At 67.2% G+C, this 26,466-nt stretch carries 30 protein-coding genes and 1 pseudogene; 19 read left to right on the top strand and 12 right to left on the bottom strand.

Features of this window, described 5'->3' with window-relative positions; genetic code table 11:
- The first annotated feature begins 26 nt into the window (after window positions 1–26).
- A complete protein-coding gene (locus ABEA39_RS04125; RefSeq protein ID WP_345373505.1) occupies window positions 27–626 on the top strand; it encodes a TetR/AcrR family transcriptional regulator in 600 nt (199 codons plus the stop codon).
- Between the two features lie 135 nt (window positions 627–761).
- Here ABEA39_RS04125 and ABEA39_RS04120 read toward each other — a convergent pair whose 3' ends face one another.
- The gene (locus ABEA39_RS04120) at window positions 762–1,400 is read right to left on the bottom strand and encodes a TetR/AcrR family transcriptional regulator (RefSeq protein ID WP_345373503.1); all 639 of its coding nucleotides are present in this window, start codon (window positions 1,398–1,400) and stop codon (window positions 762–764) included.
- 126 nt (window positions 1,401–1,526) lie between these two features.
- On the opposite strand from ABEA39_RS04120, the gene ABEA39_RS04115 reads away from it, so the two are divergent.
- The 4 genes and pseudogenes from ABEA39_RS04115 to ABEA39_RS04100 all read left to right on the top strand — a co-directional run bounded on the left by ABEA39_RS04115 (window position 1,527) and on the right by ABEA39_RS04100 (window position 3,932).
- A complete protein-coding gene (locus ABEA39_RS04115; protein ID WP_345373501.1) occupies window positions 1,527–2,303 on the top strand; it encodes an SDR family NAD(P)-dependent oxidoreductase in 777 nt (258 codons plus the stop codon).
- 75 nt (window positions 2,304–2,378) lie between these two features.
- Window positions 2,379–3,155 (top strand): SDR family NAD(P)-dependent oxidoreductase, encoded by a 777-nt coding sequence (locus ABEA39_RS04110; RefSeq protein ID WP_345373499.1) that lies wholly within the window; start codon window positions 2,379–2,381, stop codon window positions 3,153–3,155.
- Window positions 3,156–3,170: 15 nt separating this feature from the next.
- Window positions 3,171–3,332, top strand: a pseudogene (locus tag ABEA39_RS18810) (alcohol dehydrogenase catalytic domain-containing protein); the annotation flags it as partial.
- 45 nt (window positions 3,333–3,377) lie between these two features.
- Window positions 3,378–3,932 (top strand): zinc-binding dehydrogenase, encoded by a 555-nt coding sequence (locus ABEA39_RS04100; RefSeq protein ID WP_345373943.1) that lies wholly within the window; start codon window positions 3,378–3,380, stop codon window positions 3,930–3,932.
- Window positions 3,933–4,088: 156 nt separating this feature from the next.
- Here ABEA39_RS04100 and ABEA39_RS04095 read toward each other — a convergent pair whose 3' ends face one another.
- From ABEA39_RS04095 to ABEA39_RS04085, 3 genes are all read right to left on the bottom strand, one after another.
- Window positions 4,089–4,475 (bottom strand): CPCC family cysteine-rich protein, encoded by a 387-nt coding sequence (locus tag ABEA39_RS04095; RefSeq protein ID WP_345373497.1) that lies wholly within the window; start codon window positions 4,473–4,475, stop codon window positions 4,089–4,091.
- Between the two features lie 140 nt (window positions 4,476–4,615).
- Window positions 4,616–5,212 (bottom strand): TetR/AcrR family transcriptional regulator, encoded by a 597-nt coding sequence (locus ABEA39_RS04090; RefSeq protein ID WP_345373492.1) that lies wholly within the window; start codon window positions 5,210–5,212, stop codon window positions 4,616–4,618.
- The gene (locus ABEA39_RS04085) at window positions 5,209–6,300 is read right to left on the bottom strand and encodes an amidohydrolase family protein (RefSeq protein ID WP_345373489.1); all 1,092 of its coding nucleotides are present in this window, start codon (window positions 6,298–6,300) and stop codon (window positions 5,209–5,211) included. The genes ABEA39_RS04090 and ABEA39_RS04085 overlap by 4 nt, the downstream gene beginning before the upstream one ends.
- A 438-nt stretch (window positions 6,301–6,738) precedes the next feature.
- On the opposite strand from ABEA39_RS04085, the gene ABEA39_RS04080 reads away from it, so the two are divergent.
- On the top strand, window positions 6,739–7,026 hold the full coding sequence (locus tag ABEA39_RS04080) for a hypothetical protein (protein WP_345373487.1): 288 nt from the start codon (window positions 6,739–6,741) through the stop codon (window positions 7,024–7,026).
- Window positions 7,027–7,052: 26 nt separating this feature from the next.
- On the opposite strand, the gene ABEA39_RS04075 is transcribed toward ABEA39_RS04080, so the two are convergent.
- Genes ABEA39_RS04075 through ABEA39_RS04065 form a run of 3 tightly spaced genes read right to left on the bottom strand, consistent with a single transcriptional unit; the run spans window position 7,053 to window position 9,976 of the window.
- Complete coding sequence (locus tag ABEA39_RS04075; RefSeq protein ID WP_345373485.1) at window positions 7,053–7,772, bottom strand: alpha/beta fold hydrolase; 720 nt, start codon at window positions 7,770–7,772, stop codon at window positions 7,053–7,055.
- Window positions 7,769–8,623 (bottom strand): alpha/beta fold hydrolase, encoded by an 855-nt coding sequence (locus tag ABEA39_RS04070; RefSeq protein WP_345373481.1) that lies wholly within the window; start codon window positions 8,621–8,623, stop codon window positions 7,769–7,771. Before ABEA39_RS04070 ends, ABEA39_RS04075 begins: the two co-directional genes overlap by 4 nt.
- A 33-nt stretch (window positions 8,624–8,656) precedes the next feature.
- On the bottom strand, window positions 8,657–9,976 hold the full coding sequence (locus tag ABEA39_RS04065; protein WP_345373477.1) for an MFS transporter: 1,320 nt from the start codon (window positions 9,974–9,976) through the stop codon (window positions 8,657–8,659).
- Window positions 9,977–10,122: 146 nt separating this feature from the next.
- On the opposite strand from ABEA39_RS04065, the gene ABEA39_RS04060 reads away from it, so the two are divergent.
- The 3 genes from ABEA39_RS04060 to ABEA39_RS04050 all read left to right on the top strand — a co-directional run bounded on the left by ABEA39_RS04060 (window position 10,123) and on the right by ABEA39_RS04050 (window position 13,709).
- The gene (locus tag ABEA39_RS04060; protein WP_345373475.1) at window positions 10,123–11,109 is read left to right on the top strand and encodes a LacI family DNA-binding transcriptional regulator; all 987 of its coding nucleotides are present in this window, start codon (window positions 10,123–10,125) and stop codon (window positions 11,107–11,109) included.
- A gap of 132 nt (window positions 11,110–11,241) precedes the next feature.
- Window positions 11,242–12,507, top strand: coding sequence for an MFS transporter (locus ABEA39_RS04055; protein ID WP_345373473.1), 1,266 nt, complete (start codon window positions 11,242–11,244; stop codon window positions 12,505–12,507).
- Window positions 12,504–13,709 carry a lipase family protein gene (locus ABEA39_RS04050; RefSeq protein ID WP_345373471.1) on the top strand — a complete coding sequence of 402 codons (1,206 nt, stop codon included), beginning with the start codon at window positions 12,504–12,506 and terminating at the stop codon, window positions 13,707–13,709. Before ABEA39_RS04055 ends, ABEA39_RS04050 begins: the two co-directional genes overlap by 4 nt.
- Before the next feature lie 38 nt (window positions 13,710–13,747).
- On the opposite strand, the gene ABEA39_RS04045 is transcribed toward ABEA39_RS04050, so the two are convergent.
- Window positions 13,748–14,743 (bottom strand): LacI family DNA-binding transcriptional regulator, encoded by a 996-nt coding sequence (locus ABEA39_RS04045; RefSeq protein ID WP_345373470.1) that lies wholly within the window; start codon window positions 14,741–14,743, stop codon window positions 13,748–13,750.
- A 104-nt stretch (window positions 14,744–14,847) separates the two neighbouring features.
- Here ABEA39_RS04045 and ABEA39_RS04040 point away from each other — a divergent pair, with 104 nt between their 5' ends.
- The 7 genes from ABEA39_RS04040 (at window position 14,848) to ABEA39_RS04010 (ending at window position 21,733) form a co-directional block, all read left to right on the top strand.
- Window positions 14,848–15,810 (top strand): alpha/beta hydrolase, encoded by a 963-nt coding sequence (locus tag ABEA39_RS04040; protein WP_345373468.1) that lies wholly within the window; start codon window positions 14,848–14,850, stop codon window positions 15,808–15,810.
- Window positions 15,807–17,312, top strand: coding sequence for a carboxylesterase/lipase family protein (locus ABEA39_RS04035; RefSeq protein ID WP_345373467.1), 1,506 nt, complete (start codon window positions 15,807–15,809; stop codon window positions 17,310–17,312). Before ABEA39_RS04040 ends, ABEA39_RS04035 begins: the two co-directional genes overlap by 4 nt.
- A 103-nt stretch (window positions 17,313–17,415) precedes the next feature.
- Window positions 17,416–18,501, top strand: a complete 1,086-nt coding sequence (locus ABEA39_RS04030) for a helix-turn-helix transcriptional regulator (RefSeq protein ID WP_345373465.1) — start codon at window positions 17,416–17,418, stop codon at window positions 18,499–18,501.
- A gap of 115 nt (window positions 18,502–18,616) precedes the next feature.
- Window positions 18,617–19,441, top strand: a complete 825-nt coding sequence (locus ABEA39_RS04025) for a MerR family transcriptional regulator (RefSeq protein WP_345373463.1) — start codon at window positions 18,617–18,619, stop codon at window positions 19,439–19,441.
- Window positions 19,442–19,499: 58 nt separating this feature from the next.
- Window positions 19,500–20,165: a GyrI-like domain-containing protein gene (locus tag ABEA39_RS04020; RefSeq protein WP_345373460.1), complete on the top strand. Its 666-nt coding sequence runs from the start codon at window positions 19,500–19,502 to the stop codon at window positions 20,163–20,165.
- 53 nt (window positions 20,166–20,218) lie between these two features.
- Entirely contained in the window at window positions 20,219–21,184 is a 966-nt protein-coding gene (locus ABEA39_RS04015; protein WP_345373458.1) for an aldo/keto reductase, read from the top strand.
- A 39-nt stretch (window positions 21,185–21,223) separates the two neighbouring features.
- Window positions 21,224–21,733 (top strand): mycothiol transferase, encoded by a 510-nt coding sequence (locus ABEA39_RS04010; RefSeq protein ID WP_345373456.1) that lies wholly within the window; start codon window positions 21,224–21,226, stop codon window positions 21,731–21,733.
- Here the strand turns inward: ABEA39_RS04010 and ABEA39_RS04005 are convergent.
- Both ABEA39_RS04005 and ABEA39_RS04000 read right to left on the bottom strand, forming a co-directional pair.
- Window positions 21,700–22,590 (bottom strand): helix-turn-helix transcriptional regulator, encoded by an 891-nt coding sequence (locus ABEA39_RS04005; protein ID WP_345373454.1) that lies wholly within the window; start codon window positions 22,588–22,590, stop codon window positions 21,700–21,702. The two genes, ABEA39_RS04010 and ABEA39_RS04005, sit on opposite strands and share 34 nt — an antisense overlap.
- Window positions 22,591–22,632: 42 nt before the next feature.
- A complete protein-coding gene (locus ABEA39_RS04000) occupies window positions 22,633–22,989 on the bottom strand; it encodes a nucleoside triphosphate pyrophosphohydrolase family protein (RefSeq protein ID WP_345373452.1) in 357 nt (118 codons plus the stop codon).
- A 127-nt stretch (window positions 22,990–23,116) separates the two neighbouring features.
- Between ABEA39_RS04000 and ABEA39_RS03995 the strand changes: the two genes are divergently transcribed.
- The 3 genes from ABEA39_RS03995 to ABEA39_RS03985 all read left to right on the top strand — a co-directional run bounded on the left by ABEA39_RS03995 (window position 23,117) and on the right by ABEA39_RS03985 (window position 24,511).
- Window positions 23,117–23,500, top strand: a complete 384-nt coding sequence (locus tag ABEA39_RS03995; RefSeq protein ID WP_345373450.1) for a nuclear transport factor 2 family protein — start codon at window positions 23,117–23,119, stop codon at window positions 23,498–23,500.
- A gap of 122 nt (window positions 23,501–23,622) precedes the next feature.
- The gene (locus ABEA39_RS03990; RefSeq protein WP_345373448.1) at window positions 23,623–24,126 is read left to right on the top strand and encodes a nuclear transport factor 2 family protein; all 504 of its coding nucleotides are present in this window, start codon (window positions 23,623–23,625) and stop codon (window positions 24,124–24,126) included.
- A 10-nt stretch (window positions 24,127–24,136) separates the two neighbouring features.
- Window positions 24,137–24,511, top strand: coding sequence for a nuclear transport factor 2 family protein (locus ABEA39_RS03985; protein ID WP_345373446.1), 375 nt, complete (start codon window positions 24,137–24,139; stop codon window positions 24,509–24,511).
- Between the two features lie 20 nt (window positions 24,512–24,531).
- Here the strand turns inward: ABEA39_RS03985 and ABEA39_RS03980 are convergent, their stop codons facing one another.
- Window positions 24,532–25,164 carry a GNAT family N-acetyltransferase gene (locus tag ABEA39_RS03980; protein ID WP_345373444.1) on the bottom strand — a complete coding sequence of 211 codons (633 nt, stop codon included), beginning with the start codon at window positions 25,162–25,164 and terminating at the stop codon, window positions 24,532–24,534.
- A 110-nt stretch (window positions 25,165–25,274) separates the two neighbouring features.
- Entirely contained in the window at window positions 25,275–26,465 is a 1,191-nt protein-coding gene (locus ABEA39_RS03975) for an epoxide hydrolase family protein (protein WP_345373442.1), read from the bottom strand.
- Window position 26,466 lies beyond the last annotated feature (1 nt).

Genomic DNA, 26,466 nt, shown 5'->3' with positions numbered 1-26,466 from the left:
ATCGAATGGTCCACGAAAGGATGCTGATGGCGGGCAGGCCACGCGGCTTCGACCTCGACGACGCGATCGATCGGGCACTGACGTTGTTCTGGGAACAGGGCTATGCAGGAACCTCCCTGGCGCAGCTGCGCTCGACCCTCGGAATATCGTCCGCCAGCTTCTATGCGGCGTTCGGCTCGAAGGAGTCGCTCTTCGAAATGGTGCTCGCGCGCTACATCCGGGGGCCCGGAAGCGTGACCGACGTCGTCGGCGACCCCGATCTCACGGGCCGCGAGGCCGTGTCTCGACTGCTGCACGGCTCGATCGCGATGCAGACCGACCCCGCGCATCCTCGGGGCTGTCTCGTTGCTCTTTCAGCCACGGTCGGCGGTGACGACGTGCCCGCGGCGGTTCGCGGTCTCGTCGCCGATCGCCGCGCCGCCGACCGGAAGCGGATCCGCGACTGCGTCGAGAGATCCGTCGCGCGCGGCGAACTCGACCCCACGACCGATGCGTCCGCATTGGCGGCCACCCTTCATGGCTTCCTTCTGGGGATCTCCACGCAGGCCCGCGACGGAGTCCCGGCATCCGACTTGAACCGCGCGGCCGACAGCCTCCTGACGACGTGGGACGCCGCAGCCGTCTAACCGGACGGTAACTACGGGTGCCCGCGGGTCACCGTTGGCCTTCGTGCCGCACGGTAGAGGTTCCTCCATTGGACCCCGGCTTGTGGCCGATTTGCTCACGCTAACGGCCCGTTGTCGTCCGCCTGCATTCGGATTTCAGCGGTAGCGATCGGGCTCGTCGAGCCAGTGCTGCAGAAGTGAGCAGAGGGGCCTCAGCGCGGAGTCAATGGCCGGCATGAGAGAACCACTTGCCGGATCCCGCACCTCGAGCCACTGCCGAAGCACGGTGAGGAACGCCGCCTGGACTGCGCCGCCGATGCTCTGCGGTACGACCGCCGACTCCGCGAATCCGTGCCGCGCTGCGACGAACGCCGCGACTGCTCCGGCCCAGCTAATCCAGTGCGCCGATTCCTCCGACCGCAGTTCCGGGGTCGAATCGAGGACGGCGAACCGCTCCATGTAAAGACTGCTGTCCACGGTCGACATCCGCATGTTCTCGACGACCCAGTGCCGCACGATCGTCATGGTCTCGTCGCCCGAGTCGTCGGCGGCGAGCAGGGTGCCGAGTCGCTTGGTGTGGACGTCGAACACTGCCCAGACGATCTCGGCCTTCGACCCCCAGTAGCGGAAGACGCTCGACCGGCTCACCCCGCATGCCTCGGCGATGTCCTGAATGGTCGTCGCCTCGTAGCCGTCGGCCAGGAACAGCCCCATGGCGACACCCTCGATCTCCTCTCGCGTGGAGACCGTTGGTCGACCGCGAGGGCGCCGCTGAGTGTTCTCGGGAGCTGCCATTCACCGATTCTACCGAAGTTGCGCTTTTTGTGAGCCTCGGTGTCATAATTACGGACGGGGCGCCTGCAAGAGCCCTGACCACGCCCCACGACGTGGCCTCCCGATTCACATCAACGGAGAAGAATCATGGATTTGACAGGCAAGAAGATCATCGTCACTGGCGGTGCGCAGGGCATCGGAGCAGCCACTGTCCGCGGCTACGCCGAAGCAGGCGCTACCGTCACCGCGGTCGACCTCAACGAAGAGGGCGGCAACAAGACGGCCGCCGACGCCACGGCGAAGGGGCCGGGCACGGTCACGTTCCGCAAGCTCGACGTCAGCGACCGCAAGGCCGTCGACGACGTGTTCGCCGCCGCAGCCGAAGAGATGGGCGGCCTGGACGTCATGGTGAACGTCGCCGGGATCCAGCGGTTCGCCGAAGCCGACGAGCCCGACATGAGCTTCGTCGAACTCATCTACCGCATCAACGTGTTCGGCACGATGAACACGGACGGCGCCGCCTACAAGATCATGAAGGCCGCCGGCGGCGGAGCCATCATCAACTTCGGTTCCGAGGCCGGTTTCACCGCCGAGCTGCACAACGCGGTCTACGGCTCGACCAAGGGCGCCGTGCACACCTGGACCCGCAGCATCGCCCGCGAGTGGGGACCCGACAACATCCGCGTCAACGCCGTGATGCCCTACATGACTACTCCGATGTACGAGAAGTTCCGCGCCGACATGACCCCGGAAGACCTTGCCGCGCACGACCTACAGACCGCCAAGGACATCCCCCTCGGCGGCAAGTTCGGCGACCCCGACAAAGACATCGCGCCCGTAATGGTGTTCCTCGCCAGCGACGCCTCGCACTTCATCACCGGTCAGCTCATCCCCGTCGACGGCGGTCTCGTCAACGTCCGCTGACGTAATTGTCGGCAGCCACGCCGCCGACCAACGGAACCATCCACAACGCAGAGCGAAAAGAAGAGAAACAGAGCAATGGAACTCGAGAACAAGCGCATCATCGTCACCGGCGCCGCCCAGGGAATCGGCGAGGCCACTCTTCGCGCCTTCGTCCGCGAAGGAGCGAAGGTCGTCGGCTTCGACCTCAACGAAGAAGGCGGCACCCGCGTCGCGAAGGAAGCCAGCGAGTCCGGCCCCGGATCGGCTTCCTTCCGCACGGTGGACGTCTCGGATAAAGCCGTCGTCGACGCCGCGACCGACTCGGCGGTCGAGGAGCTCGGTGGCCTCGACGTTCTGATCAACGTCGCGGGTTTCCAGCGCAGCGCCCCGGCCGCAGACATTACCGATGAGCACTTCGAAGCCATCTTCCATGTCAACGTGCTCGGCACCGTTCACACCAACCAGGCCGCCTACCGTCACATGAAGCCCAACCACGCGGGTGCGATCGTCAACTTCGGGTCGATGTCGGGCCTCACCGCGGAGCTCACGAATGCGACCTACGGCATGTCCAAGGCCGCCGTCCACACCTGGACCCGCAGTGTCGCCCGTGAGTGGGGACCCGATGGCATCCGCATGAACGCCGTCCTGCCCTACATGAACACGCCGATGTTCGACAAGTTCCGCGGTTCGCTCACGCCCGACGAGCTCGCCGCCTACGACGCGGAGATCGCCAAGAGCATCCCCCTGGGCGGCAAATTCGGAAACGCCGACCTCGATCTCGCCCCCGTCCTGGTCTTCCTCGCCAGCGACGCCTCGCACTTCATCACCGGCCAGCTGCTGCCCGTCGACGGTGGCCTGACTTCGGTCCGCTGACCCGCCCCACCTCAGCTTCTGGGCCACGAGACGGCTGGAATCGTCACCGCGATCGGGAGCGATGTGACCGAGTTCTCCGTCGGCGACAAGGTCGGAATCCCCGCGACAACTGAGGGACCGGGCGCAGCCGTCGACGGCGGCTTCGCCGACAGGGTCGCCGTCAAGGAACGCCTCGCCGTGCACGTACAAGACGGAGTCGAGTTCGAACAGGCAGCGCCGGCCATGGACGCCGCCCGCACCGCCTACCGGGGCGTCATGACGTTCGGGAAGGTGAAGAAGGGCATGAACGTTGGCATCATCGGCTTCGGTGGTCTCGGCTCCCTCGGCGCGCAGATCGCCGAAGCGCAGGGCGCCCACGTGTTCGTCGCGGAAGCGAACAAGGCCACGTGGGACCGCGTCACCGCCGGCGGCGCCGGAGGCGTCTCAGCAGACATCCGCGACTTCGCTGACAAGGGCCTCGACGTGATCGTCGACTTCGCCGGCTTCGGCACCACCACCGCGCAGGCCGTCGAAGCCATCAAGCAGGGGGGCACCATCGTGCAGATCGGACTCGCCCGCGAAGAAGCGACCATCTCGACCCAGAAAATCACCATGAAAGAGATCACCCTCGTCGGTGCCTCCAACGGCGAGAAATCCGAAGCGGTGGCCGTGCTCGACCTCATCGCCAACGGCTCGCTTTCCTCGCTGACCGTACCGATCACTTTCGAGCAGATCCCGGAGTACATCGCCAAGCTCGCCAAGGGTGATGTGACCGGACGCGCGGTCGCACTGTACTGAGTCTCACCATTGAACGATTCCGGAGCCTCGTACCCTCGGGCGGGAGGCTCCGGTCGTTCAATCGGACTCGCCGACGGTGGCCTACATAATCCGGCCAAGGATCGAACCGAACACTCAAGGTTCCCGTCCGGACGCCGGCCGAATGCAGCGATGACGTCACGTGCTGTTCGGCGCTTCCTTCCGCCAGTAAGTGGATCGCCACCAGTACAAACGAGCTAGGTCGAAGTCATCAGCCACCCGCAACGCGCCCTCTTCTCGCTCGTAGCCATCCCGCTCGGGATCAACCATGCGCCATCCCGAATCGATCGGCTCCTCCGCCAGCGCAGCACGCACCTTTGACGAGAAAGCCGCATGCGAAGTGCCCGTCTCCGAGTACGTGCGTTGCCCTTCGATCAGCGAGTACCCGTTCGCGCCCCGAGGTGATTCAGGAAACCGCAGCTGGTCGGGGTCGTCCTCCCAGAAGCAGACGCGACAGAGGTCGTAGTCGCCCGGGCCCAGTTCCAACGTGAGGTGCCCGCAGCAGGGACATGGGAAGGACGGCATCCGTCCACTCTATTTGCGACCGATTTTGGACCTGAATGCTGTCCACCGATTCTCGACTGAGCGGCACGCTGACCATACCCAGCCACACACCGCTGAGGCTCCCCGAGGGCGCACGATCGTCGTCCCACCTCCTCTACCGATTAGGCCTTCAGAGCGGGCAGGACCACGTCGTCCACGATGGCGACGACGGTCGGGTGATCGACGGGGCCGGTCGTCAGGTGTCGGCCGAGGACGAGGGCGGCGCCCGCGCTCACCCGTGACGGGGTGACGGCGTCGGCGCGGATCTCGCCTCGGGCGACGGCCCTGCGCATGGCCTCGGTGACGAGCCGCTGGCGGGGCTCGATCAGCAGGGCGACGATGCGCTCCCACATCTCCGGCCGGCGTTCTCTCTCGAGGAGCAGCGGCGGGAGGGCACGTCCGACCGGGGTGGTGAGGCCGTCGGCGAGATCGCCGAGGAAGGCGATGAGCTCCCCGCGGAGATCGCCGGTCGGGATCAGTCGGGTGCCGGACGGATTCGCACCCGCTTCGGCATCGGCTTCGCCTCGGGCGAGGACGGCGAGAACCAACTGCTCGGGGTCGCGCCACCGACGATAGAGCGACGCCTTTCCGGCACCCGCCGTCGCGGCGATCGACTCGAAGGTCAGTCCGGCCATTCCGTGGGCGGCCAGTTCGTCGAGGGTGGCGTCGAAGATGGCGCCCTCCAGGTCGGCACCGCGGCGACGGCTCTCGGCGCTCATGCGACCGCCACGCCGCCGACCCAGACGGCGGTCGGCTGCTCGAGAGCCGAGGTGTCGATGGTCGGATCCTGGTCGACGAGGAGGAGGTCCGCTCGGCGGCCGATTTCGACGGCGCCTCGATCCGCGAGACCGAACGCGGCGGCGGCGCCGGTCGTCGCCGCGACGAGAGCCTCCGTGGCGCTCAGACCGGCCTCCTGCAGGAGCCGGATCTCGGTGTGGAGGCCCGCGCCGTGCGCGACGGGGGCGAACGGGCTCTCGTTGGCGTCGGTGCCGGCGATGACGGGGATGCCCGCCGCGTGCATCCGGCGAACGCTCTCGATCGTGTTGCCGATGGCGGCCTCGGCGCGATCGCCGAGACGTGCTCGTGCCATGACGCCCATCATCACGAGCGTGGGTGACGCGATGGTGCCGAGTTCGAGCATCCTCGCGATCGTCTCGTTCGGAAGGGGCCGGTCGAGCGGCGCGTGCGTCAGGATGTCGACCCCGGCGTCGAGGCCGCGGACGAAAGCATCGGCGGTGACCACGTGGGCGACCGTGAGAAGCCCGCGACGATGTGCGCCGTCGACCAGCGCAGTGATCGTCGGGATGCCCAGGGCCGGCGTGTCGGTCGCGTTCGGGTCCTCGACGATGATCTTGATCAGGTCGGAGCCGTTCTCGGTACGCCAGTCGAGGTAGCGCTCGGCATCGTGCTCGTCCGTGACGCCGCTCTCGGCAGGGAATCCCATCATCGCGATCTGCGTGCTACCCGGCGCCGATGCCGCCGAACCGGCGCTCAGAAGCGACGGGACCCCGGTCAGTGCGCGCTGCTCGGCGATCACGGAGTCGGGGTGGGTGCCGAGATCGATCATGGTCGTGACCCCGGCGCGAACGGCCGATTCGAGAGACGCGTGGGATCCGAGGTGGACGTGGGTGTCGATGAGGCCGGGAAGCAGGACCTTGCCCGCGCCGTCGACGACGTCGCCCACCGCGGCCTGCGCTCCAGCGGGTCGGACGGCTCGGATGATGCCGTCGAACTCGACGTCGACGGGCCCGGCTTGCATGGTGGCATCGAGGGAGGCGAGGCGGACATCGATGATGGTGACGGTCATAGTAGTTACGATACAGAATCGTTCACTAAACGCAACCGCCGGTGGCGTCCGGCCCAGGGAGTTCCGATGGCAACCGATAGGCGAGACCTGATCGACGTGCACGCGCGACCGGGCGGGAGAGCTGGCCCGGTACGTCAACGACGAAGTCGCATCGATCGTCTCGGCTCAGCCGGATCGCTTCTCGTTCTTCGCTTCACTGCCCGTCCCGGACGTCGAAGGCGCCATCCGATACCCGAACCCGCGCGTCATCGTCCACCACTCGGGCGCGACCCTGCCGTTCCTGTCGGATCGGATCGCTCTTTTCCAGCAGCTGTTCGGCGCGGCAGCCGACGCCATGCCGCAGCCGCCCCGCATGGCGCGTCGAGCTGGCGCGAGCTCACCACGCGCAACCTCGGGGGAAGCTCGCCCATCTGGGCCCTGCTCGTCGTCGCCCTCGTCGTGGGAGTCCCTCAGGGTCTCAACAGCCTGGCGAATCAGAACGCCGTCTACTACCAGGCCGACCCGGCCACCCTCGGCGCTTCGTCCGGTCTCCTGCGAACCTTCACGTATCTCGGTGCGATCGTCGCCTCCGCGTCGAGCGGCGCCTTCTACGGGCAGCGAGCCTCGACGCACGGACTGCACGAGCTCGCGGTCTTCCTCTTCGTGATCGCCCTGTGCTTCTTCGCCTTGACGCTCGTCGACCGCTCGCTCCGAGCCGTCACCGCGACGACGAACCGGAAGCGCTGAGCCGCCCACGAGAAGCACGGCGAATCTCAGCGGGCGACCAGGACGTCTCTGAGCACCTCCGCCAGTCCCCCGGGATCCTCTTGATGCAGGTCGTGGCCGCCGCCGGCGATCACCCGGACATCCCAGCCCTGCGTGCGGAGGGCATCCGCGAACGCCGGCGGGGTCGCCGTGCTGGGATCGGCCAACACGATGGTCGAGGGCACGCTCGGCGGGCCGGCCGGGAACGGATGCTCGGCGGCGGACTTGGTGACGTCGCGGACCGACGCGGTGTCCCACTTAGCCCACATCGCGTGGATGCGAGCGAGCATGTCGGGCGGCGAGCCTTTCGGTGGAAGTCCGAGGCGACGAAGCAGGAAGTCCGGCAGCTTGGGCTGGATCGGACCGAGCAGCCGGAGCAGGAAGAGCGACTTGCGGTCGATGCTGAAGGCCGGGTCGATGCCGATGAACCGCTTCGGCTTCAGGAGCGGGGCGGCCCACGCTGCCGTGAGTCCCCCGAGGGACTGGCCGATCAAGAGGTCGAGCCCCTGCGGCAGGGTGTCGACGAGGTCGTCGACGAACTCATCGATGCGGTAGGAATCGGCCCGGGGGCTGTCGCCGTGACCGCGCAGGTCGACCAGGGTGAGGGTCAGATCGAGCTCGAGAAGGTACGGCACGAATTCCCGCCAGGCGTCGCTGCTCATCGACGCGCCGTGGACCAGGGCTGCCGATCGAGACCCCTCGCCGACGGTGCGGGTGGCGAGCTTCATCGTGCGGCCCTGGTCGCCGCTGGCTCGGGGGCGAGTCGGCCGGCGTTGGCGACGATGTCGCCGACGATCTCGTCCGACAGCGCCGAGGGCACCTCGTGTCCCATGCCGGGGAAGACTCGAAGCGTGGACCCGGGGATGCGGTCGTGGAGATCCCGAGACGCGGCCGGGTCGATGAGCTGGTCGCTGTCCCCGACGAGAATCGCCGTGGGGGCGGTGATCCTACTGACCAGATCGCCGCGCTCTCGGGAGTGCAGCACTGCATCCGTCTGGCGAGCCAGCCCCGACTGTCCCGGGTCGCGGTCGAACGCCTGCCCGCCCAGACGACGCAGCCACGAGACGTCTTGCGGGTAGTCGCGCGACCGGCACGGATACTCGTTCGCGAGGTATGCCTCGATGAAGGCGTCTCGCTCGGTCGGAATGACGACGGCCTCGGAGCGTTCGATGGCGCTGCCCAGGATGAACCGTGGAGACGCCGTGGTGTAGAGCAGATCGAGGGAGAGGATCATCTCGGGGTGGCCGGCGGCGAGCTCTTGCGCGATCATTCCGCCCATCGACTGGCCCACCACGTGAGCTGCCGGGATCCCGAGGGCGGCCAAGAGCCCGGCGGTGTCTTCGGCCATGTCGGCGATCGTGTAGGTCGCCCCGTCGAACTTCTGTGACTCGCCGGCATCGCGATTGTCGAAGCGGACGACGTGGAACCCGGCGTCGGCGATCCGCTGACAGAACTCGGGCCGCCAGCCGAGCATCTGGGCGCCGAGCCCCTGAATGAGCAGGAGCGTGGGATGCGCGGGGTCGCCGATCGACTCGAAGAACAGGTCGGTGCCGGTGAGGGTGGTGGTGAGGAGGGGCATGAGCCGCCTTGTCTTGTCGAAGTGGGAACTGGGTCAGCGGACTTTGCAGATGAAGAAGACGACGACGCCCGAGATGACGGCGCAGACCGCGCCGAATACGTAGAGCGCGGGGTAGCCGCCCGCGAACGTGATGAGGAGGCCGGCGATCGCACCCGACAGGATGGTCGGAAGACCGGTCGCCACGTTGAGGATTCCGAGATCGCGGCCCTCGCTGAGCTTGTTCGGCAGCACGAGAGACATGAGCGCCAGGTCCACGGCGAAGTACGTGCCGATGAAGATGCCGGCGAAAAGGGCGAAGAGCAGGATGCCCGTCCACGTCGGGAGGACGATCGGAATGATCATGGTCAGGGCGAGGCCGAGCGCGGCGATCCCGACGAAGAGCTTGCGGCGCTGGAGCTTGTCGGAGAGCCAGCCGCCGAACGTGGCGACCACGACCCAGCCGATCACCAGGACGACGTCGACGATGGTGACTGCGCCGGTGACCGACTGACCGGGAAGGTTCTTCGTGCCGATGTAGTCGCTCAGGGTGAAGTAGAGGAAGCCGGTCGCGGTCGCGTACGAGAGCGAAAGGAAGAACCGGCTGATGAAGGCGAGCCGGAAGTCGCGGTCGGCGAACGCGTGGAGAAAGGAGCCCACCGAGGCGACCCAGCTGCCGTTTTCGCGCTTCGGCTGGCGAGGAAGGTCGACGCTCGACTCCTCCCGGATCCCGAAGACGAGCAACAGCGCGGTGACGAACACAACGACGGCGATGATCACGTAGCCCCAGAGCGGACCCGCCGCACCGGCGACGGCGACCCCGACGAGCAGGCCGATGGGTGTCGCCAGGCCGATGATCGATGCTGCCAGCCCGCGCCGTGCCTCCGGAACCCGATCGGGCAGCAGCGCAGTGACGGCGCCCTGGTACATGTTCGACGTGAGCCACAGCGCGGTGTACAGCACGGCCAGCAGAACGAGGCTGCCCGAGTACCCCATGGCGATCATGAGCACGCTCGAGACCACACCGGTGGCGAGGATCCATGGGGTGCGTCGGCCGAATCGCGAGCGCGTACGGTCCGAGAGCGCGCCGCCGAGCGGGATCCCGATCATCGACGTGATGGCGACGAACGTGGTCATCAGGGCCAGGACGGCGACCTTGTGCGCCGGGTCGAGGTGCGCGACCTGGCTGGGGATCAGGATCTGCTGGATGCCCTGGAAAAGGGCGATGAGCCCCAGCGTGGCCGGGAAGATGAAGGTCAGCAGGCGGGCGACACTCGCGGGCTTCTCCGTGCCGGGTGGCGTCGGCGACGAGTTCGTTCCGTCGGCGGCGACGGCCGCTCCGACCTTGGTGACGATCAGGGGTTGTGGGTTTGTCATGGTTCCTCCATTGGAACCTCAGGCCGGCCATCAGCATGACGCCTCGGGCCGGTGAAAGCGAGCGTACGCTGGTGACTAACTCGTATTAGGTGCTCCGAACATAAGCCTGGTCGAGTCGGAGCGCAAGAGCGTGGAAGGATCTGCTCATGAAGCGAGCCACCAGTGTCGACGTCGCACGAGAGGCCGGCGTCTCGCAGACGACCGTGAGCTTCGTGCTGAACGGTCGCTCGGACATGGGCATCTCGGAGTCCACCCGCTCGCAGGTCCTCGAGGTCGCAAAACGTCTCGGCTACGTGCCGTCGGCCAGCGCCCGGTCACTCAAGCGAGGGCGCAGCAACATCGTGCTCTGCGCTCTGCCGACGCTGCCTGTGGCGCGAGCGCTCGAAGAGCTGAAAGAAGACCTCAGCCTGCAGCTCGGCGCAGCGGGGTTCGCGTGTGTGTTCGTCTACACGGGGGCCCTCTCGACCCCGCTCGCCGATCTTCTGCAGTTCTTGCAGCCCGACGCGGTGTTGGCCGTCGGAGATCTCGCCGAGACCGATCGACAGGCTCTCGACCTCTCGGCGATCCCGTTCATCGACGGGATCCTGAGCCCGAGAGGCCCTGAGGCGTCCGCGTTCCGGCAAGAAGCCATCGGCGACCTCCAGGTCAGCATGCTCGTCGCCGCCGGGCGCGACCGTATCGGGTATGCAGGCCTCTCCGACCCTGTCGAACAGCGCTTCTACCTGCCTCGTCTCGACGGTGCCCGACAGGCCTGCGGGCGGCTTGGCATCGCGCCGCCCCTCGTAGCCACTCTCGACTACACCCGCGAGAGCGCCCAGGCGGCGCTGGACGTGTGGCGGGCCGACGAAAGCGGCATCAACGGCGTCGCGGCATTCAACGATCTCGCCGCCCTGGCGATCCTCGCGGCCTGCCGAGTCGCCGGGGTCGCCGTTCCCGACGACATGGCCCTGGTCGGCGTCGACGATCTCGAACTCGCGGCCCTCACCTCGCCGGCCCTGTCGACCATCCGCATCGACGTAGCCGGTGCCACCGCGACGATCGTCGACGCCACCCTGAGCCTTCTCGGTGCGCCTAGCGCGCACCCGTCCCGGCCTGCGTCGACGATCCGGTTCGTGCAGCGCGAGAGTTCCTGATCGACGTCGCCCCGAGTGATGGCGCCCGTTTCGGGTGGCAGAATCGCCGGCTCTGGTGAACACATCTCCAATGGGGTAGCGTTCCATCCATCGAATCGAAGTGCTTCGATTTCCCTCAGCAAGGAAGCTGGAATGACAGTGTCGTCACCAACCACACTCACCCCGACCACGGCCAAGGCCGCCGGTCTCGGCAAGGTGCTCGCAGGATTCTTCGGCGTGCAGTTGTTCGTCAACATCGCCAATGGCGGAACGATCAACTCACTCGTGCCGAACCTCATCGCGAGCCTCGACGGGGCGAACAAGGTCGCCATCCTGGGCGTCGCCGGAGCGGTGGCGGCGGTCGGCGGAGTCATCTCTCAGCCGCTCTGGGGTCACCTCTCCGATCGGACTCGCTCTCGCCTCGGCCGACGCGTGCCGTGGATCATCGCGGGCAGCGTGGGCCTCGCCCTGACCGTCCTCGGACTGGCCCCGACGACTTCGATCGTCATGGTCGTCGTCCTCTACGCCCTGGTGCAGGTCTTCTACAGCATGATCGCGGGGCCGCTCAGTGCCATCATCCCGGATCGAGCTCCGACCTCACGGCGGGGTGTCTTCTCGGCGCTCGGATCGCTCGGCGTCTTCGTCGGCGGGCTCATCGGCGTCATCGTCGCCTCGCAGTTCGTGACGGAGCTGCCCACCGGGTTCGCCGTCATGGCGGCCGTCGTGCTCGTAGGGGGGATCGCGTTCGCTTTCGCGCTCCGCGAGCGGAACCGGCCGGGCGTCGAAGTCGTCGTGGCCGAGCGAGCCCCACTCCGAGAGACACTCCGCAGCTTCCTCGTCGACCCGCGCCTGCACCCCGACTTCTACTGGGCTTTCGTCGCTCGCCTCGTGCTCATCGTCGGCTACTGGTCGATCACGTCGTTCCAGCTGTACATCCTCGACGACTACATCGGGCTCGGGCTGTCGAAGGCGAACGCGATCTTCCCCGTCACCACCGCCGTCCTCGGCGTCGCGATAATCCTCGCGGTCGTGCCTGCGGGGATCATCTCCGACCGAATCAAACGCCGTAAGCCGTTCGTGATCATCGCGTCCGTCGTCGTCGCGGCCAGCTCGGTCATCCCCATCGTCTCGCCGACCGTTCCGGGGGTGATCCTGTCGGTCGGAATCGCCGGACTCGGGATCGGCACCTACCTCTCAGTCGATCAGGCACTCATGACCGAGGTGCTGCCGAACGCCTCCGGAAGCGCCGGCAAGGATCTCGGCATCCTGAACATCGCGCAGGCAGGGGGGCAGGTCGTCTCGCCTCTCGTGGCCAGCCTCGTCATCGGTCTCGCCGGATACCCGGCCCTCTACGGATTCGCGGCGATCGCAGCCGCGCTGGCGGCCGTCGCGATCCTTCCGATCCGGAGCGTCCGATGAGCCGCATCCCGAGTCGCACAGGTCGTCGGCGTGGCATCGCACTGGCCGCGACCACGGTCGTCGTCGGAGTCCTGATCGGCGGGCCCGCGAATGCCGCGACATCGGTGACGGCGAATCCATCCACGGCGCCCGGTGGCATCGTCAGCTCGCAAAAGGTCGAGATTCCCGTCACGACTGGCATTCTGGGCGAGTCTGCTGCCTATCAGGTGCGCTACCGGACGGTCGACAACCACGACGCACCGGTGGTCACGACTACGACGATCCTGAAGTCGAGCGTGCCTTGGCTGGGATCCGGTCCTCGGCCGCTCCTGTCCTACCAGTTCGCCGAGGACGGCCTCTCGACGGCCTGCGCGCCGTCCGCTCTCGCCACCTCGGGGACTCCCGCGCTGGCGGTCGACGGGGTCGACATCACGCTGGCGCTGGCACAGGGCTGGACCGTGGCGATTCCCGACTACGAGGGGCCGGCATCCGAATTCCTCGGCGCCCACGGCGAGCCCCGCGAGGTGCTCGACGGGGTGCGGGCAGCGCAGGGTTTTGCGCCGGGCGGGGCGTCATCGTCTTCACCGGTGGGCCTCTGGGGCTATTCGGGGGGCGCCTTCGCGACCGCCCTCGCGGCCCAGATCCAGACGTCCTACGCCCCCGAACTGGCGATCGCGGGTGTCGCGACAGGCGGACTTCCCGGTGACCTCTCGGCAGCGTTCCCACTCCTGAGCGGAACCGGGGCGTCGGCAGACATCCTGTTCTTGATCGCCGGTCTCGAGAGGGCGTATCCCGAAGAGCATCTCGAGCAGTACCTGTCCACAGCTGCCCAGCAGGTCGTCGACGCCAACAGCTCGTCGTGCATCACGGGCGCGACAGGACCGTCGTTCGCAACCCTGTCGAGCTTGGAGGCCTACCCGGGGGCGCTCACCACCGGCTCGTTCCCGTCATGGGCCCGCAGCATCAGTCCGCTCGGCCAGGCCGGCGCCCCCGCAGCGCCGCTTTACGACTATCACGGGCTGCTCGACGAGATCGCTCCGCTTTCTGCGGATCGGCAGACCGCCCTTCGCTATTGCGCGGCAGGCTCGCCAGTCGAGCACGTCGAGCTCCCCGCCGAGCATGAGACGGCCCAGATCCTCGGCGGCCCCTTCGCGCTGGTGTTCCTGTCGGGGCGGTTCGCGGGCCTCCCCACGACGTCGAACTGCTCGTCGATCGCGGGCTGAGGCGTCCGAAAGGGCGGGGCGGGGCGGCGACGCGTCCCTCAGCCCCGAGTCGTGTCGCGAAGGACGAGCTCGAATGGCAGTTGGATGCTCTCGGCCGTCTTCGTCGAGGTCGACACCATCTGCTGCAGGAGCCGCACGGCAGCGCGGCCCGACTCTTCGAACGGGTGCCTGACCGTCGAGAGCCCCGTGGCCTCCGCCATCGGGTCGTCGTCGTACCCGATGACCTCCATTTCCTCCGGCACCCGGATGCCCCTCTTCCGCAACTCGCGGACGATGCGGACGCCGACGAGGTCGCGATACGCGAAGATCGCCGTTACCGGCCCATCGGCCGCGGACGCCAGTAATTCGTCGACAGCCCTCGACTCGGCGCCCTCGGTCCTCGGCATGATGATGGAGCGGATTCCCTCCTGGCCGAAGCCTTCTTCGAGCCCCCGCAGCCGACGCTCCACCGGCGATGCCTCGACCGTGACGGCCTCGACCTCGCCGATGAAGGCCACTCGTGCGTGACCCGCTCGCTGCAGGTGAGCACCGACAGCAGAGGCGCCGGCGAAGTCGTCGACGTAGACACTCGGCAGCACCGGATGGCGGATGTCGAGGAGGACGGCAGGAAGGCGGCTCAGGAGTCGGTCGGTGACCTCGCCTCCCACCTCGACACCCATGATGATCAGGCCGTCGACGTGCCCCCGGACCGGGAGGCTCGACAGCAGGGGCGAGCCCGAGACGGAGACGTCCTCGTAGTCGTAGACGAGCAGCTGCGTGCCCGAGTCGTCGATCTCGTCGAGCGCGCCGGCCAGCCTGCGCATGTAGCTCGGATACGACGAGAACGGCCCGACGGCTGCGATCCTGCCGAGCCCGCGCCGGGCACGGACGACGGCGCGTTCTTTCGGCACGAAGCCGATTTCGTCCGCCACCCCGAGGATGCGCGAGAGTGTCGTGGGCTTGACGCGATCGGGGTGGTTCAGAGCCAACGAGACCGTTGATATCGAAACGGATGCCTTGGCAGCGACCTCGTAGATCGTGGGCTCTTCCGACACGTCCACCTCCTCACCAGAAAGCCGCGCCTCTTGCGGCGACCCGTCGACGATATTAGTGTGGCCAAGAATCGAAGTGCTTCGATTCAGTCATCTGGAGACCATCAATGCCGATCGAACCAACCATCCTGACGCTGCTCGCCGACATCCGCGACATCGAACCGAGAGCAGCGGCCTCATCGGCCGAAGCGCGCAGGGCGGCGATGGCCGGGGCGCACGATGCTCTGCTGAGCCAGGTGCCCGCCTACCCGTCGTTCCCTGACGTCGACGTGACCGAGCGCACGGTGGTGAGCGGCGGTCGCGCCATCCCGGTGAGAGTGTTCACTCCGGCCGGCTCGGGCCCCTTCCCGGCCTACCTCTTCTTCTTCGGAGGCGCTTGGTGGCAACGCAGCTTCGACGCGGGCGACATCGTCGACGCCTGCGCCCACGCTGCCCAGGAGGGACGCGCCGTCGTGATCGAGGTCGACTACCGGCTCGCACCGGAGCATCCCTATCCCGCGGCTCTCGATGACGCCGCCGCCGTGCTCCAGTGGATCTCCGACGCGGCGGACGACCTCGGCATCGACACCCGGCGGATCGCCGTCGGCGGTCAGTCCTCGGGAGGCAACTTGGCGGCAGCCCTCTGCCTCCGAAATCGCGACGAGGACGGCCCGGAGATCGGACTCCAGATCCTGGAGGTTCCCGCACTGACCCTGGACCGGGCCGTGGACGCACCCCGTCTCGACACCGCGGTCGAGTCGGATGAAGAGAGCGGTTTCCCCGAGGCCATCCGCTATTACCTGAGCGGGGATCCGGTCGCCGCCCTCGATCCGTATGTGTCGCCGCTGCTCGCCGACGATGTCTCCGGACTCCCCGAGGCCCTCATCCTGACGGCCGAGCACGACGTCCTCCGCAACGAGGCACTTCGCTACGCCGCCCGCCTCGCTAATGCCGGCGTCCCCACGACGGCTGTCACCTATGCCGGCCAGGTGCACTTCACCCCGGCCCTCCGCACGCTCACCCCGTCCGGCCGCGCGTGGCGCGGGCAGGTCGCCCAGGCGCTGCGTGACTTCGGGGCGGTAACCCGATGAGCGGACTGCCGGATCCGGTCACGATCGACACCGACGCCGGTCGCGTCTCCGGAACCCCTTCCGACGGGCTCATCCTCGTCAAGAACATCCCCTTCGCGGCTCCTCCGGTCGGGCCGCTCCGCTTCCAAGCTCCCCTGAGGCACGAACCCTGGGAAGGAGTCCGACCGGGCCTCGTCTCCGGTCCGGGTGCAGTGCAGCCCCAGTTGCCCGGCGACCCCTGGAACCCGTACTTCAACCCCGTCCGCCAGAGCCTCGACTGCCTGACACTCGAGGTCCACACGCCGACGCTCGGAGACGCGGCGCTTCCGGTCATGGTGTGGATCCACGGCGGCGGCTTCGTCGCCGGCGTCGGGTCCGCACCTGCGCACAGCGGCCGACGGTTCGCCGAGGACGGCATCGTGCATGTGGCGATCAACTACCGGTTGGGCCTGGACGGCTTCGTGCACTTCCCCGATTCCGTCGTCACGGGAGCCGACAACCTCGGCCTCCGCGACCAGGTCGCGGCCCTGGACTGGGTGCAGCGCAACATCGCCCGCTTCGGAGGGGATCCCGCGAAGGTCACCATCGCCGGCCAGTCGGCCGGCGCCATGAGCGTCGCAACGCTCCTGGGAGTCCCCTCCGCACGAGGACTCTTCCGACGGGCGATCGTCGAGAGCGCGCTCTTCGCCGTGTCGCGCGATGCGGCCGAGGCGGAGGAACTCGGGCGCGGGATCCTCACTCTCTCCGGGCTGCCCACCACGCGAGACGGTCTCCGCAACCTGAACGAGGACGACACGCGCGCGGCGACGAACAGCGGGGCGATGGCGTGGGGGCTCGCGATGAGTCGGGGCGAATCGAGCCCGGGCGAACTGCCGTTCCTTCCCGTGCACGGAACGACCTTCCTGCCACGACCGGTGCACGAGGCTCTCGCGGACGGGGCTTCGTCCGACGTCTCGCTCCTGGTCGGGACGGTGCACGACGAGCTCGCCGGGTTCCTGCGGCCCATCGGTCTCCTTGACGACAGCATGTCGGTCGTGGCGCGGACGCTCCTCGACCGAGCCGGCGCCACGGACGAACGACTCGCCGCGTATCGCCGGACTTCTCGACCCGGGGCGTCTGCCAGCGAGCTGCTCAGCGCAGTCTGGACGGACACCATCTCGCGCCTGCCGAGCATCGACCTCGTTCAACGGCATCAGGGTGATGGCTACCTCTACGAGTTCACGTGGGAATCTCCGAAGTCCACACCCGGACTCGGATCCGAGCACACCTTCGACATCCCCTTCGCCCGCGACGATTTCGATTCGCTCCTCGAAGCGGGTCCCATCGGTCTGGCGACGCTCGGGGATCACCCGCCGAAGGCTCTCGCGACCGCGATGCACGGTGCCTTCGCGGATTTCGTCACGTCGGGCCTCCCGGGTTGGGGCGCCTACGAGCCTCACCATCGCGAGACGATGCGCTTCGATGCCGACAGCCGAGTCGTCAATGACTTCGCATCCCACGAGCGGTTCATCTGGGATCGATGACAGGCGTCTCTTCGCTCAGGCGGGATTCCTTTCGCGGGCCCCGAGTCTCGCACTCCCTAACTTTGGGGATGGCGTCGTCGGGAGCCGGACGTAGTCTCGTCGGATGGTTCGCACACCCTTTTCTCCGCACGATCCACGGGCGCGTGCAGCGCGCCGTGCGATCGGTGACCTCGTGGCTCAGGAGCCGCCTGCTCGCGAACTCCTCGACGAGGTCGAGGCTCGACTTCGGCGTGTCGTCCCTTTCGATGCTGGGGGTTGGTGGACGACGGACCCTGAGACTCTTCTCCCCACCGAGTTGTGGAACTTCGACATCGACGTCATTGCGCGAGAACTCAAGCAGGACTCCGGCGTCCCACTCGAGGGCCTGAACTCGGGACCGTTTGACGGCCACCAAAGCTCGTCGAAAGCGGTCGCGGAACACGACGTACGGAACGGCAACGCCAAGTCGGGGTCCGATCTTCGGTTCGTTTCCCGGAGCGGCAAGAGTGTCTGGGGTGCCGCGTGTTGGACACGCACGGATACGTCTTTCTCGGCGGAAGAGGTGTCTTACGTCACCGACATTGCCCGAGAAGTAGGTTCGGCCCTTCGGCGGGATCTGCTTCGAGTGGCCATGCACCCCACTGCGGGCGCAGCGTTCCCGGACGTCGCTACCGGGTCCGGAACCCTCGTCCTGGGAAAGGGCGACCTGGTCGAGGGCTTCACGCCCGAGGGCAAGGCGTGGCTGGAGAAACTCGGCGTCTCGCATCTCAGCGAACCCCTCCCCGCCGCACTGCGCTGGATTTCCCTGCAAGCGCGAGCCCGCGCTGATTCGACGGGATCGAGAACCGAGCTTCGCGCGGCGAGATCACGCCTTGCCACAGCGGACGGGGAACTCGTCACGGTGCAGGCCGAGGTCCTCCAGGGCTCCGGGGATGCCAAAGTGGTGATGACCCTTGAACCAGTCAGTTCGCGATCTCTGTTCCCGTTGCTTTTGGCTCTCTACGATCTGTCGGCTCGGGAGAAGACCGTGGCGGGGCTGGTCGTGGCGGGCTGGCCGCTGGACGACGTGGCACACCACCTGTCGCTGTCCCTGTACACGGTGCGAGATCACGTGAAGGCCATCTACGCCAAGGTCGGAGTCCGCTCTCGACCCGAGCTGACGGCACGCCTGGGCGGCGTCTCGGCTGGCAACCCCGCGGCCGTCGCCTGACGCCTGCTCGGTTCCGAGGCACCGCACCTGCGACCCTTGACTCTCCCGCTGGTGGAGGGTTCACCATCAAGTGCCCGATTCGGTTCTCGACGTCGGAGATCGAAGGACACAGAAAATGACTGACCTCGTCCCCATCGGGGAGTTCTCCCTGATGACGCAACTCAGCGTCAAAACCCTGCGGCACTACCACGACGTGGGCCTTCTGGAGCCGACGTCAGTGGATGCCTCCTCCGGATACCGCTTCTACGACACGGATCTGGTACCGACGGCGCAGCTGATCCGACGGCTCCGGGGCCTGGACATGCCTGTTACGGATGTCCGGTCCGTCCTGGCCGCGCCGAACGACCTTGAGCGGGATGCACTGATCGGGAATCATCTGGCTCGGATGGAAGGTGCCCTCCAGCAGACCCGTGCGGCCGTCTCCGACTTGCGGGTGATGCTCGGCCCGTCTGCTGGCGCGATCGAGGTCGAGTACCGGGCCGTCCCGGAGACGGCGACGATCGCGATCACCGGCCAAGTGGCTGTGGGTGATGTCCTGCCGTGGTGGCAGGAAGCGGCCCGCGAGTTGCGGGCGCTGGCGCGACAAACCGGTGTCCAGGTAACGGGCTTCCTCGGCGGCCTCTACGACCCGGCTCTCTACACAGACGAGGTCGGGCAGGTGACCGTCTTCCTGCCCGTTGCTGAACCCCTGGACGCAGGCCGGGTGAAGGCTCTCGTCCTACCGGCCTCCGACCTCGCCGTCACGGTCCACCGTGGCTCTTACGCCGGAATCGACCGCACCTACGGGGCCCTCGGGGCCTACGTGGCCAGCCGTCACGAAGGACGGCCCGGCCCTATCCGGGAGAACTACCTCCTGACGCCGGACGACACGACCGACGACAGCGAACTCCGCACCGAGATCAGCTGGCCCGTCAACGCCTCGGCCGAGCAGGCGAACTAACTCCCAAGCGTCTTTCTCGAGGAAGAGCTTGACCCTCCTGCTACCGGAGGCTCGAGCCTTGTCTTACACCGCAGAAGCGGCCGACAAGCTCCTCACAGTGAGGTTTGTCTCGAAGAAGGGCGCCACCATGACGAACATTCGCACCACCGAGCTTCATCAGGCCCCGGCCGACCCCGAACTCGTGGTCGTCCCGGCGGCCGTGTTCCTCTCCATCTCCGGAACCGGAGCACCCGCGGCACCCGTGTGGCACCGCAAGAAGCTCTTCGCCAGCGACATCGCCCGTGAACTCGCGAAGGCTGGCCTGGCACCGGAGGGAACGCCCGCGCAGCACATGTACTACTGGTACGCCGACGACGCCCCCGAAACGAACATTGCGGACTTCTACAGCGTCAACCCGCTGACCGACCTCGGCTACCGGGCCCTCGCCCAGATTGACCCGAAGACCACCCTCGACGACATCGCCGCTGCACGGGAGCGGGCGGCCAGCGCCTCCGATGAGGGCGACGAGATCGAGATCTTCACGATCCCCGAGCAGACCGTCGTCCAGGTGATGCACACCGGCCCGTTCTCCACCGAGCTGGCAACCCTGGCCCGGATGGGTGCCGAGGCCGACGCGCACGGCGTCAAACGAAGCGGACCCCACCAGGAGATCCACCTGGACCCGTTCACGATCACCTCCGCACAGGACACCCTCCGCACGATCATTCGCGACCCCGTCGCCTGACACACCCGCTCCCCCGCAGGACTCGCATCACCCCAAGACAAGAAGGACACGCAATGAAGACTCGACACCTCGGCAGCCAAGGGCTTGCCACGTTCAGCATCGGCTTCGGTTCGATGGGAATCACCATGGCCTACGGCGCCAGCGACGGTGAAGGCGGCACCGCCGCCATCCAGCGCGCTTACGACCGCGGCGTCACCCTGTTCGACACGGCGGAGATGTACGGCTGGGGCGAGAACGAGAAAGTCCTCGGCAAGGCCGTCGCCAGCTTCCGTGACGACATCTTGATCGCCACGAAGTTCGGACTGACGCCTCCGTACTACGAGTCGAACAGCCGCCCGGAGCACATCCGCGAGGTCGTCGAGAACAGCCTGCGCTACTTGCAGACCGATCACATCGATGTGCTTTACCAGCACCGCTTCGACCCCAACGTCCCCATCGAGGACGTCGCCGGCACGGTCAAGGAACTCATCGACGCCGGAAAGGTCAAGTACTTCGGGCTCAGCGAAGCCGGCGAGAAGACCATCCGAGCCGCCCACGCCGTCCAGCCCGTCTCGGTCCTTCAGACGGAGTTCTCCCTCTTCGAGCGTGACGTCCAGCAGCTGTTCCCGACCCTGCACGAGCTGGGGATCGGGTTCGTGGCCTATTCGCCGCTCGGCCGCGGTTTCCTGACCGGCACGGCGAAGCCGGCCAGCGAATACGGCGAGGACGACATGCGCCGAGACGACGCCCGGTGGCAGCCCGGTAATTACGAGAAGAACTTCGAAGCAACCCACCAGCTCACCGAACTGGCCGAGTCCAAGAACGCCACCGTGTCTCAACTGGCCCTTGCGTGGATTCTCGCGCAGGGAGACGACATCGTCCCGATCCCCGGAACGCGCAGCGCCACGCGCGTCGACGAGAACGTCGCCGCTGTCGACCTGAACCTAACCGCAGCGGACCTCACCCGAATCCAGGAGATCCTCCCCACAGGAGGCTTCGGCGCCCGCTACGCCGACCTCGCCCTCCCCACCTGGCACTGAACCGTCCGGCCGCTGCCGCCGACGTGAAAGAAGGACTAAATGAACCCCCTCCATCTCCTCGTCGACGGCTTCGGCCGGATCCCCCCACTCATCGAACGCGCCACCCGCAACCTCGACGCGTCCCACCTGGCGACGCCACCTGCACCAGGCGCGAACAGCATCGCCTGGCTCGCCTGGCACACCGCCCGCGGACAAGACTCCTGGGTAGCCGACCTCAACAGCGACAAGCAAGTCTGGACAAGCGGGGGCTGGGTCGACCGGTTCGGCTTCCCATTTCCGGCGGACGAGAACGGCTTCGGGATGCCCGAACAGGACACCGCCCGCGTCGTCGCCTCGGCCGAACTGCTGAACGGCTACCTCCGCGCAGTGACGAGCAGCACCCTGTCCTACCTCGGCCGGCTCACCCCGGACGACCTCGACGACGTTGTGGACGCGGCGCGAACACCAGCGGTCACACGCGGCGGGCAGCTGCTGAGCATCCTCGACGACAACCTCCAACACGCCGGCCAAGCCGGCTACGCCCGCGGCATCCTCGACCGCTCGAAGTGAGCTTCTAGGCTCCTCCCGGCCTTCAGTGTCGAGTCGGCTCGCCGGGGAGGGCGGCCAGGGTTGCCAGCGCTTCGGCGCTCGGGCTGCCGGGCGTGGCCGTACCGACGAGGAGTTGCTGGCCGGGCGCGTCGTGGACGTCGAAGGTCTGAGACCAGCTCGATCCGGCCGAGGTCGGGATCCACGAACACTTTGAATGCACGGGCCAGGCTCGCGACGGTGTTCTCTTCCCAGAGCGCACGGAAGTCCGACGACGCCCGTGTCATGTCGGCGACGAGCTGCCTGATACCGGGGTCATCCGGGTACTCGCCGGCGTGAAGGCGGAGCGCGTGCACGGTCGCGCGGGACACCTGTGGCCATTCGGCGAACACGGTGCGGGAGTGCGGGTCCGTGAACAGCACCCGCACCATGTTCTGGTTCCCGGCGAACGGCGCCAGCAGGGCCGTGGCGATCGGATTGGTGGCGAGGACGTCGAAGGACGGACTCAACACGTAAGCCGCGGAGGCCGGAAAGGACTCGAGCAGGACGAGGAGCGCGGGATCGACGTGCTCGCGGCCGGTGTCGGCGGCCATACCTGGGCTGAGCCCGGCGACCCGGTGAAGGTGCGCCGTGGCGTCGTGGTCGAGTCGAAGGGCGCGGGCGAGGGCTCCGATCATCTGCGGCGACGGGCGTCGTTCGCGTCCCTGTTCGAGGCGGGCGTAGTAGTCGGCGCTGACTCCCGCCAGTACCGCGACCTCTTCTCGGCGGAGTCCGGCGACACGGCGCGCACCACCTGTTGGCAGGCCGACGTCGCCGGCTTCGAGCCGGGAACGAGCTGCGCGCAGGTAGTCGCCGAGGGTGTTGCCGGTGAGCGCGCTCATAGCCGCAACGTTAGGGCCTCGCCCGGCCGGGATCATGACTGCTCAGGAAACGTCGGGGCCGACGGCGCCCGTCAGTCCGCTTTCGATCCGGTCCATGGTCGCCGTGAAGGCGTCGGCGATGTCGATGTCGAGCCGCTTGGCGATGACCATGACCCACCACATCGACTCGGCCAGCTTGTGTTCGAGCTGTGCGGTGACGTCTCCCTCGATGTCCCAGGTGCCGTCATTGGCCAACACCAGGCGGCCGACAGTTCCCACGTCGTTCTGGAAGCCGAGCATCAGCTCGTGCAGTGACCACACCTCGCCGTTGATGCGGTTCTCGAGGATCTCGTAGAGGTCGCGGATCTCGTTCGCGCGGTCGGCAGCGGCTGCGACGCCGTCGTGGGTGGTGGTGTCCATGGGGGTTCCTTGATTTGGTGTCACAGGTGGATGAAGCGAGTCGAGCCGGCGGCCCCCGTGACAGCCTCGAAGAGAGGGGGTGCGCGGCACCCTTCCTCCGTGAAACAGCAACCGCGATGGTTGTCTCATGCAAACACAGAAGATCGTGACCGAGGCCCAGGTGGCCTCATGGGTGGAGAAGTACCTCGTGGCATGGCGAACGAACGCCGCGGCCGACATCACGGCCCTTTTCACCGAGGCCGCCGAGTACCACGAATCGCCCTACGAGACCGATTGGATCGGCCGCGACGAGATCGTTGCCGGCTGGCAGTCGCGGTGGGACTGGCAGCAGGGCGGCTGGGACTTCGACTGGAACCTCACCAGCATCGCCGGATCGACCGTCGTGATCACCGGCGTCGGCCACTACGCCAAGCTCGGCACCTTCGACAACGTCTGGACCGTCACCTTCGACACCGCCGGCCTCTGCACCCGTTTCAACATGATCAACACCGAACAGGGCGCCGCCCTCTGAGAGCGAGGCGGGATACACCGCGATCGCGGGATACCCCTCGTGAGTTCGAAGCGCGACAGTTGAGCACAGCAGACGGGAACACCAGCCGTCTCAAGACCATCGACTGCGAAGAAGGCACCAGCATGACCACCACGACCAAGGCAGACACCACTCAGGGCGTTCACACGACCGACTCCTCCTCGACCCTCCTCGACCGGCTCGCCGTCGTGGATGCCCTCTACCGTTACGCGGCGGGCCTCGACCTCCGAGATGAAGCCCTCCTCGCTTCCGCCTTCGCCGCCGACGCTGTGGCCGACTTCGGCCCCGCCACGAGAAAGGCCGGCCAGGACTACCCGCCCATCGAAGGCGGGGCGACCATCGCCTCGGCCGTCGCCGCATCCCTCAGTCCTCTGGACACCACCCACTCCCTCAGCAACCCGCGCGTGACTCTCGACGGGGACGCGGCGACTCTGGAGGGGATCATGGCGTGCATGCACCTGCCCCGCACGGACCACTCCCGCCACGTCCTCATGACCAATCGCTACGACGTCGAACTCGTCCGCCAGGGCGACGCGTGGGTCATCCAGCACCTGACCGTCGACAACGCCTGGACCGAGGGCGACCCCACCGTCCTCTCCGGCATCTGAGCGACGCGCAATGAGCCAGGACCTCAAGGCCACGGTCGTCACGTACCTCCACGCGCTGGAAGACCTCGACTTCGACGCCGCACGCGCACTCTGCGCCGAAACGGCCACCGTGTGGCACAACGACGGCAAGGGAGACGAAAGCCTCGAGTCGTACTTCGCAGGGCTGAAGACGCAGATCTCCCTGTACGAGTCGATCCATTACGACATCGGACGCCAGCTGGCCCAGCCCGGTGGCGTCGTCCAACAGCACGTCGTGCGGGTCGTAACGAAGACCGGTGAACGCGGCGGGATCCATGCCGCCGTCTACTTCGGCTTCAACGATGCCGGACTCATTGTCCGCATCGAGGCCTACGCCAACTACATCCCGGATGTCCGGGCCGACTGATATCTGCTCTCGGTTCGGTCCTAGCCGCTTTCCGCTTCACGATTGCGATGCAACGTGCTCGCCGGTTCCCGGCGCATGTAGGTGAAGGTGTACTCGCCCCACCGCTGAAGTCCCGTCTCCGAGCCGGGCGGCGCGGCGGCGTAGGTGTCGAGATCGACGGTCAGGTGGTCGTCCTCGGTGAATCCTGCCTTTTCGAATGCTCGCCTTCCCGCCTCGGAACCGTGCACCCAGCAGAAGAGGCCCTCGGCATCGGCCCTCGTGGTACCCCACGAGATCAGGGCTGCCCCGATGCCGCGCGATTGAGCCCTCGGCGCCACCGCGATGGCGACGATGTACCAGCAGGCGGTCCCCGGGGGCATGATCTCGCGCTGCCACCGTTCTCGGTCGCTGTCGGTCAGGTGCTCGAGCTCGTCGACGGTCGAGTGAGGTGCGTCGGTGCCCTGCGACAGTGCCGGCACAACTTGGGGGGCACCGTCTCCTCCTGTCGCCGCGGGGCGCGGAGGCATCTTGGTCTCGTCACTGCGCCTCCAGCACACCCAGCCGAGAAGTTCATCGGTGTGCGGATCGACGGCCTTCAGGACATGGGTGCGGGGACCCTGAGCGATCCAGTCGGAGAGCGGTGCCGCCATACTCCTCGCGAGGTCGCCCGGCACGCCGTTCGCTTCTTTCATCATGGTGTGCCTGTCGGTCGCGAAAGCCGCCTCCATCAGACCGGCCATGCTCGAGACGTCGGCCGGTGCGGCCCTTCGAATCGCGGGGGAAGTCACGCGGAGATCGCCCCGCGGAAGGTGGCGCGGATGTCGCGAACGAGGAGTTCGGGCTGCTCGAGGACCGCGAAGTGGCCGCCGCGTTCGACCTCGCTGAACAGGACGAGAGTGGGGTATCGGCGTTCGGTCCAGCGGCGCGAGCGGCGGACGTACTCGCCCGGCATGATGCTGAAGCCGGTCGGAACGGTGATGGGTGACTCCAGCGACCCGGGGTTGGCCCAGCCGACCCGGGCCATCTCCCAGTACATGCGCGCGGCCGAGGCGGCGGCGTTGGGGAGCCAGTAGAGCATGATGTCGTCGATCATCTCGTCGAGCGAGAAGAGGGACTCGGCGTCGCCGTGCTGGTCGTGCGAGCCCCCGACGTCTTGGAACATCGCGTAGATCCAGCTCGCGAGCCCTACAGGCGAGTCGGTGAGCGAGTAGCCGATGGTCTGCGGTCGCGTGGACATCTCTTGAGAGTAGGCGGAGAGCACTTGCCAGTAGTGACCGCCCTCCTGCATCATCCGCTGCTCGTCCGGTGTGGCTGCGGCCATCTCGTCGTCCGTGGGGGTGAACTGCGCCATGTTCAGGTGGATGCCGCGGAGCCCGATGTCGGTACGACCCTGAAGGGCGGCGAGTTCGTTCGTGACGACGGCCCCGAGGTCGCCGCCCTGCGCGAACCAATCGGTGTAGCCGAGTCGTTCCATCAGCACCGCCCAGGCCCGAGCGGTGCGATGCAGGTTCCAGCCGGGCTCGGTGGGGTGGCCCGAGAAGCCGAAGCCGGGGAGGCTCGGGATGATCACGTCGAAGGCGTCTCCTGCCTTGCCACCGTGTGCTTCCGGGTCGGTCAGCGGGCCTATCGCGTGGCGGAATTCGAGGACGGATCCTGGCCAGCCGTGGGTGAGGAGCAGCGGGCGGGCGCCGGGAACGGCCGAGCGGATGTGCACGAAGTGGATCTCGAGCCCGTCGATCGACGTCGTGAACTGGCCCCACTCGTTGAGGAGGGACTCGGTGCGGCGCCAGTCGTAGCGGGTGGCCCAGTGCTCGACGAGCTTCTGGATCTTGTCGAGGCGGGGGCCTTGGCTGGTGTCGTCGACGGTCTCGGCGTCGGGCCAGCGCGTGTTGAGCAGTCGTGCGCGGAGGTCGTCGAGGACGGTCTCGGGGATGTCGAGGATGAAGGGAGTGACATCGGTTGCGGTGGGGATCATC

Origin of the sequence: Frondihabitans cladoniiphilus (genome assembly GCF_039544345.1) — a bacterium.
Lineage (GTDB): Bacteria > Actinomycetota > Actinomycetes > Actinomycetales > Microbacteriaceae > Frondihabitans > Frondihabitans cladoniiphilus.
Note: the sequence above shows the minus strand (reverse complement) of the source record. Positions and strands in the feature narration are given on the sequence as shown.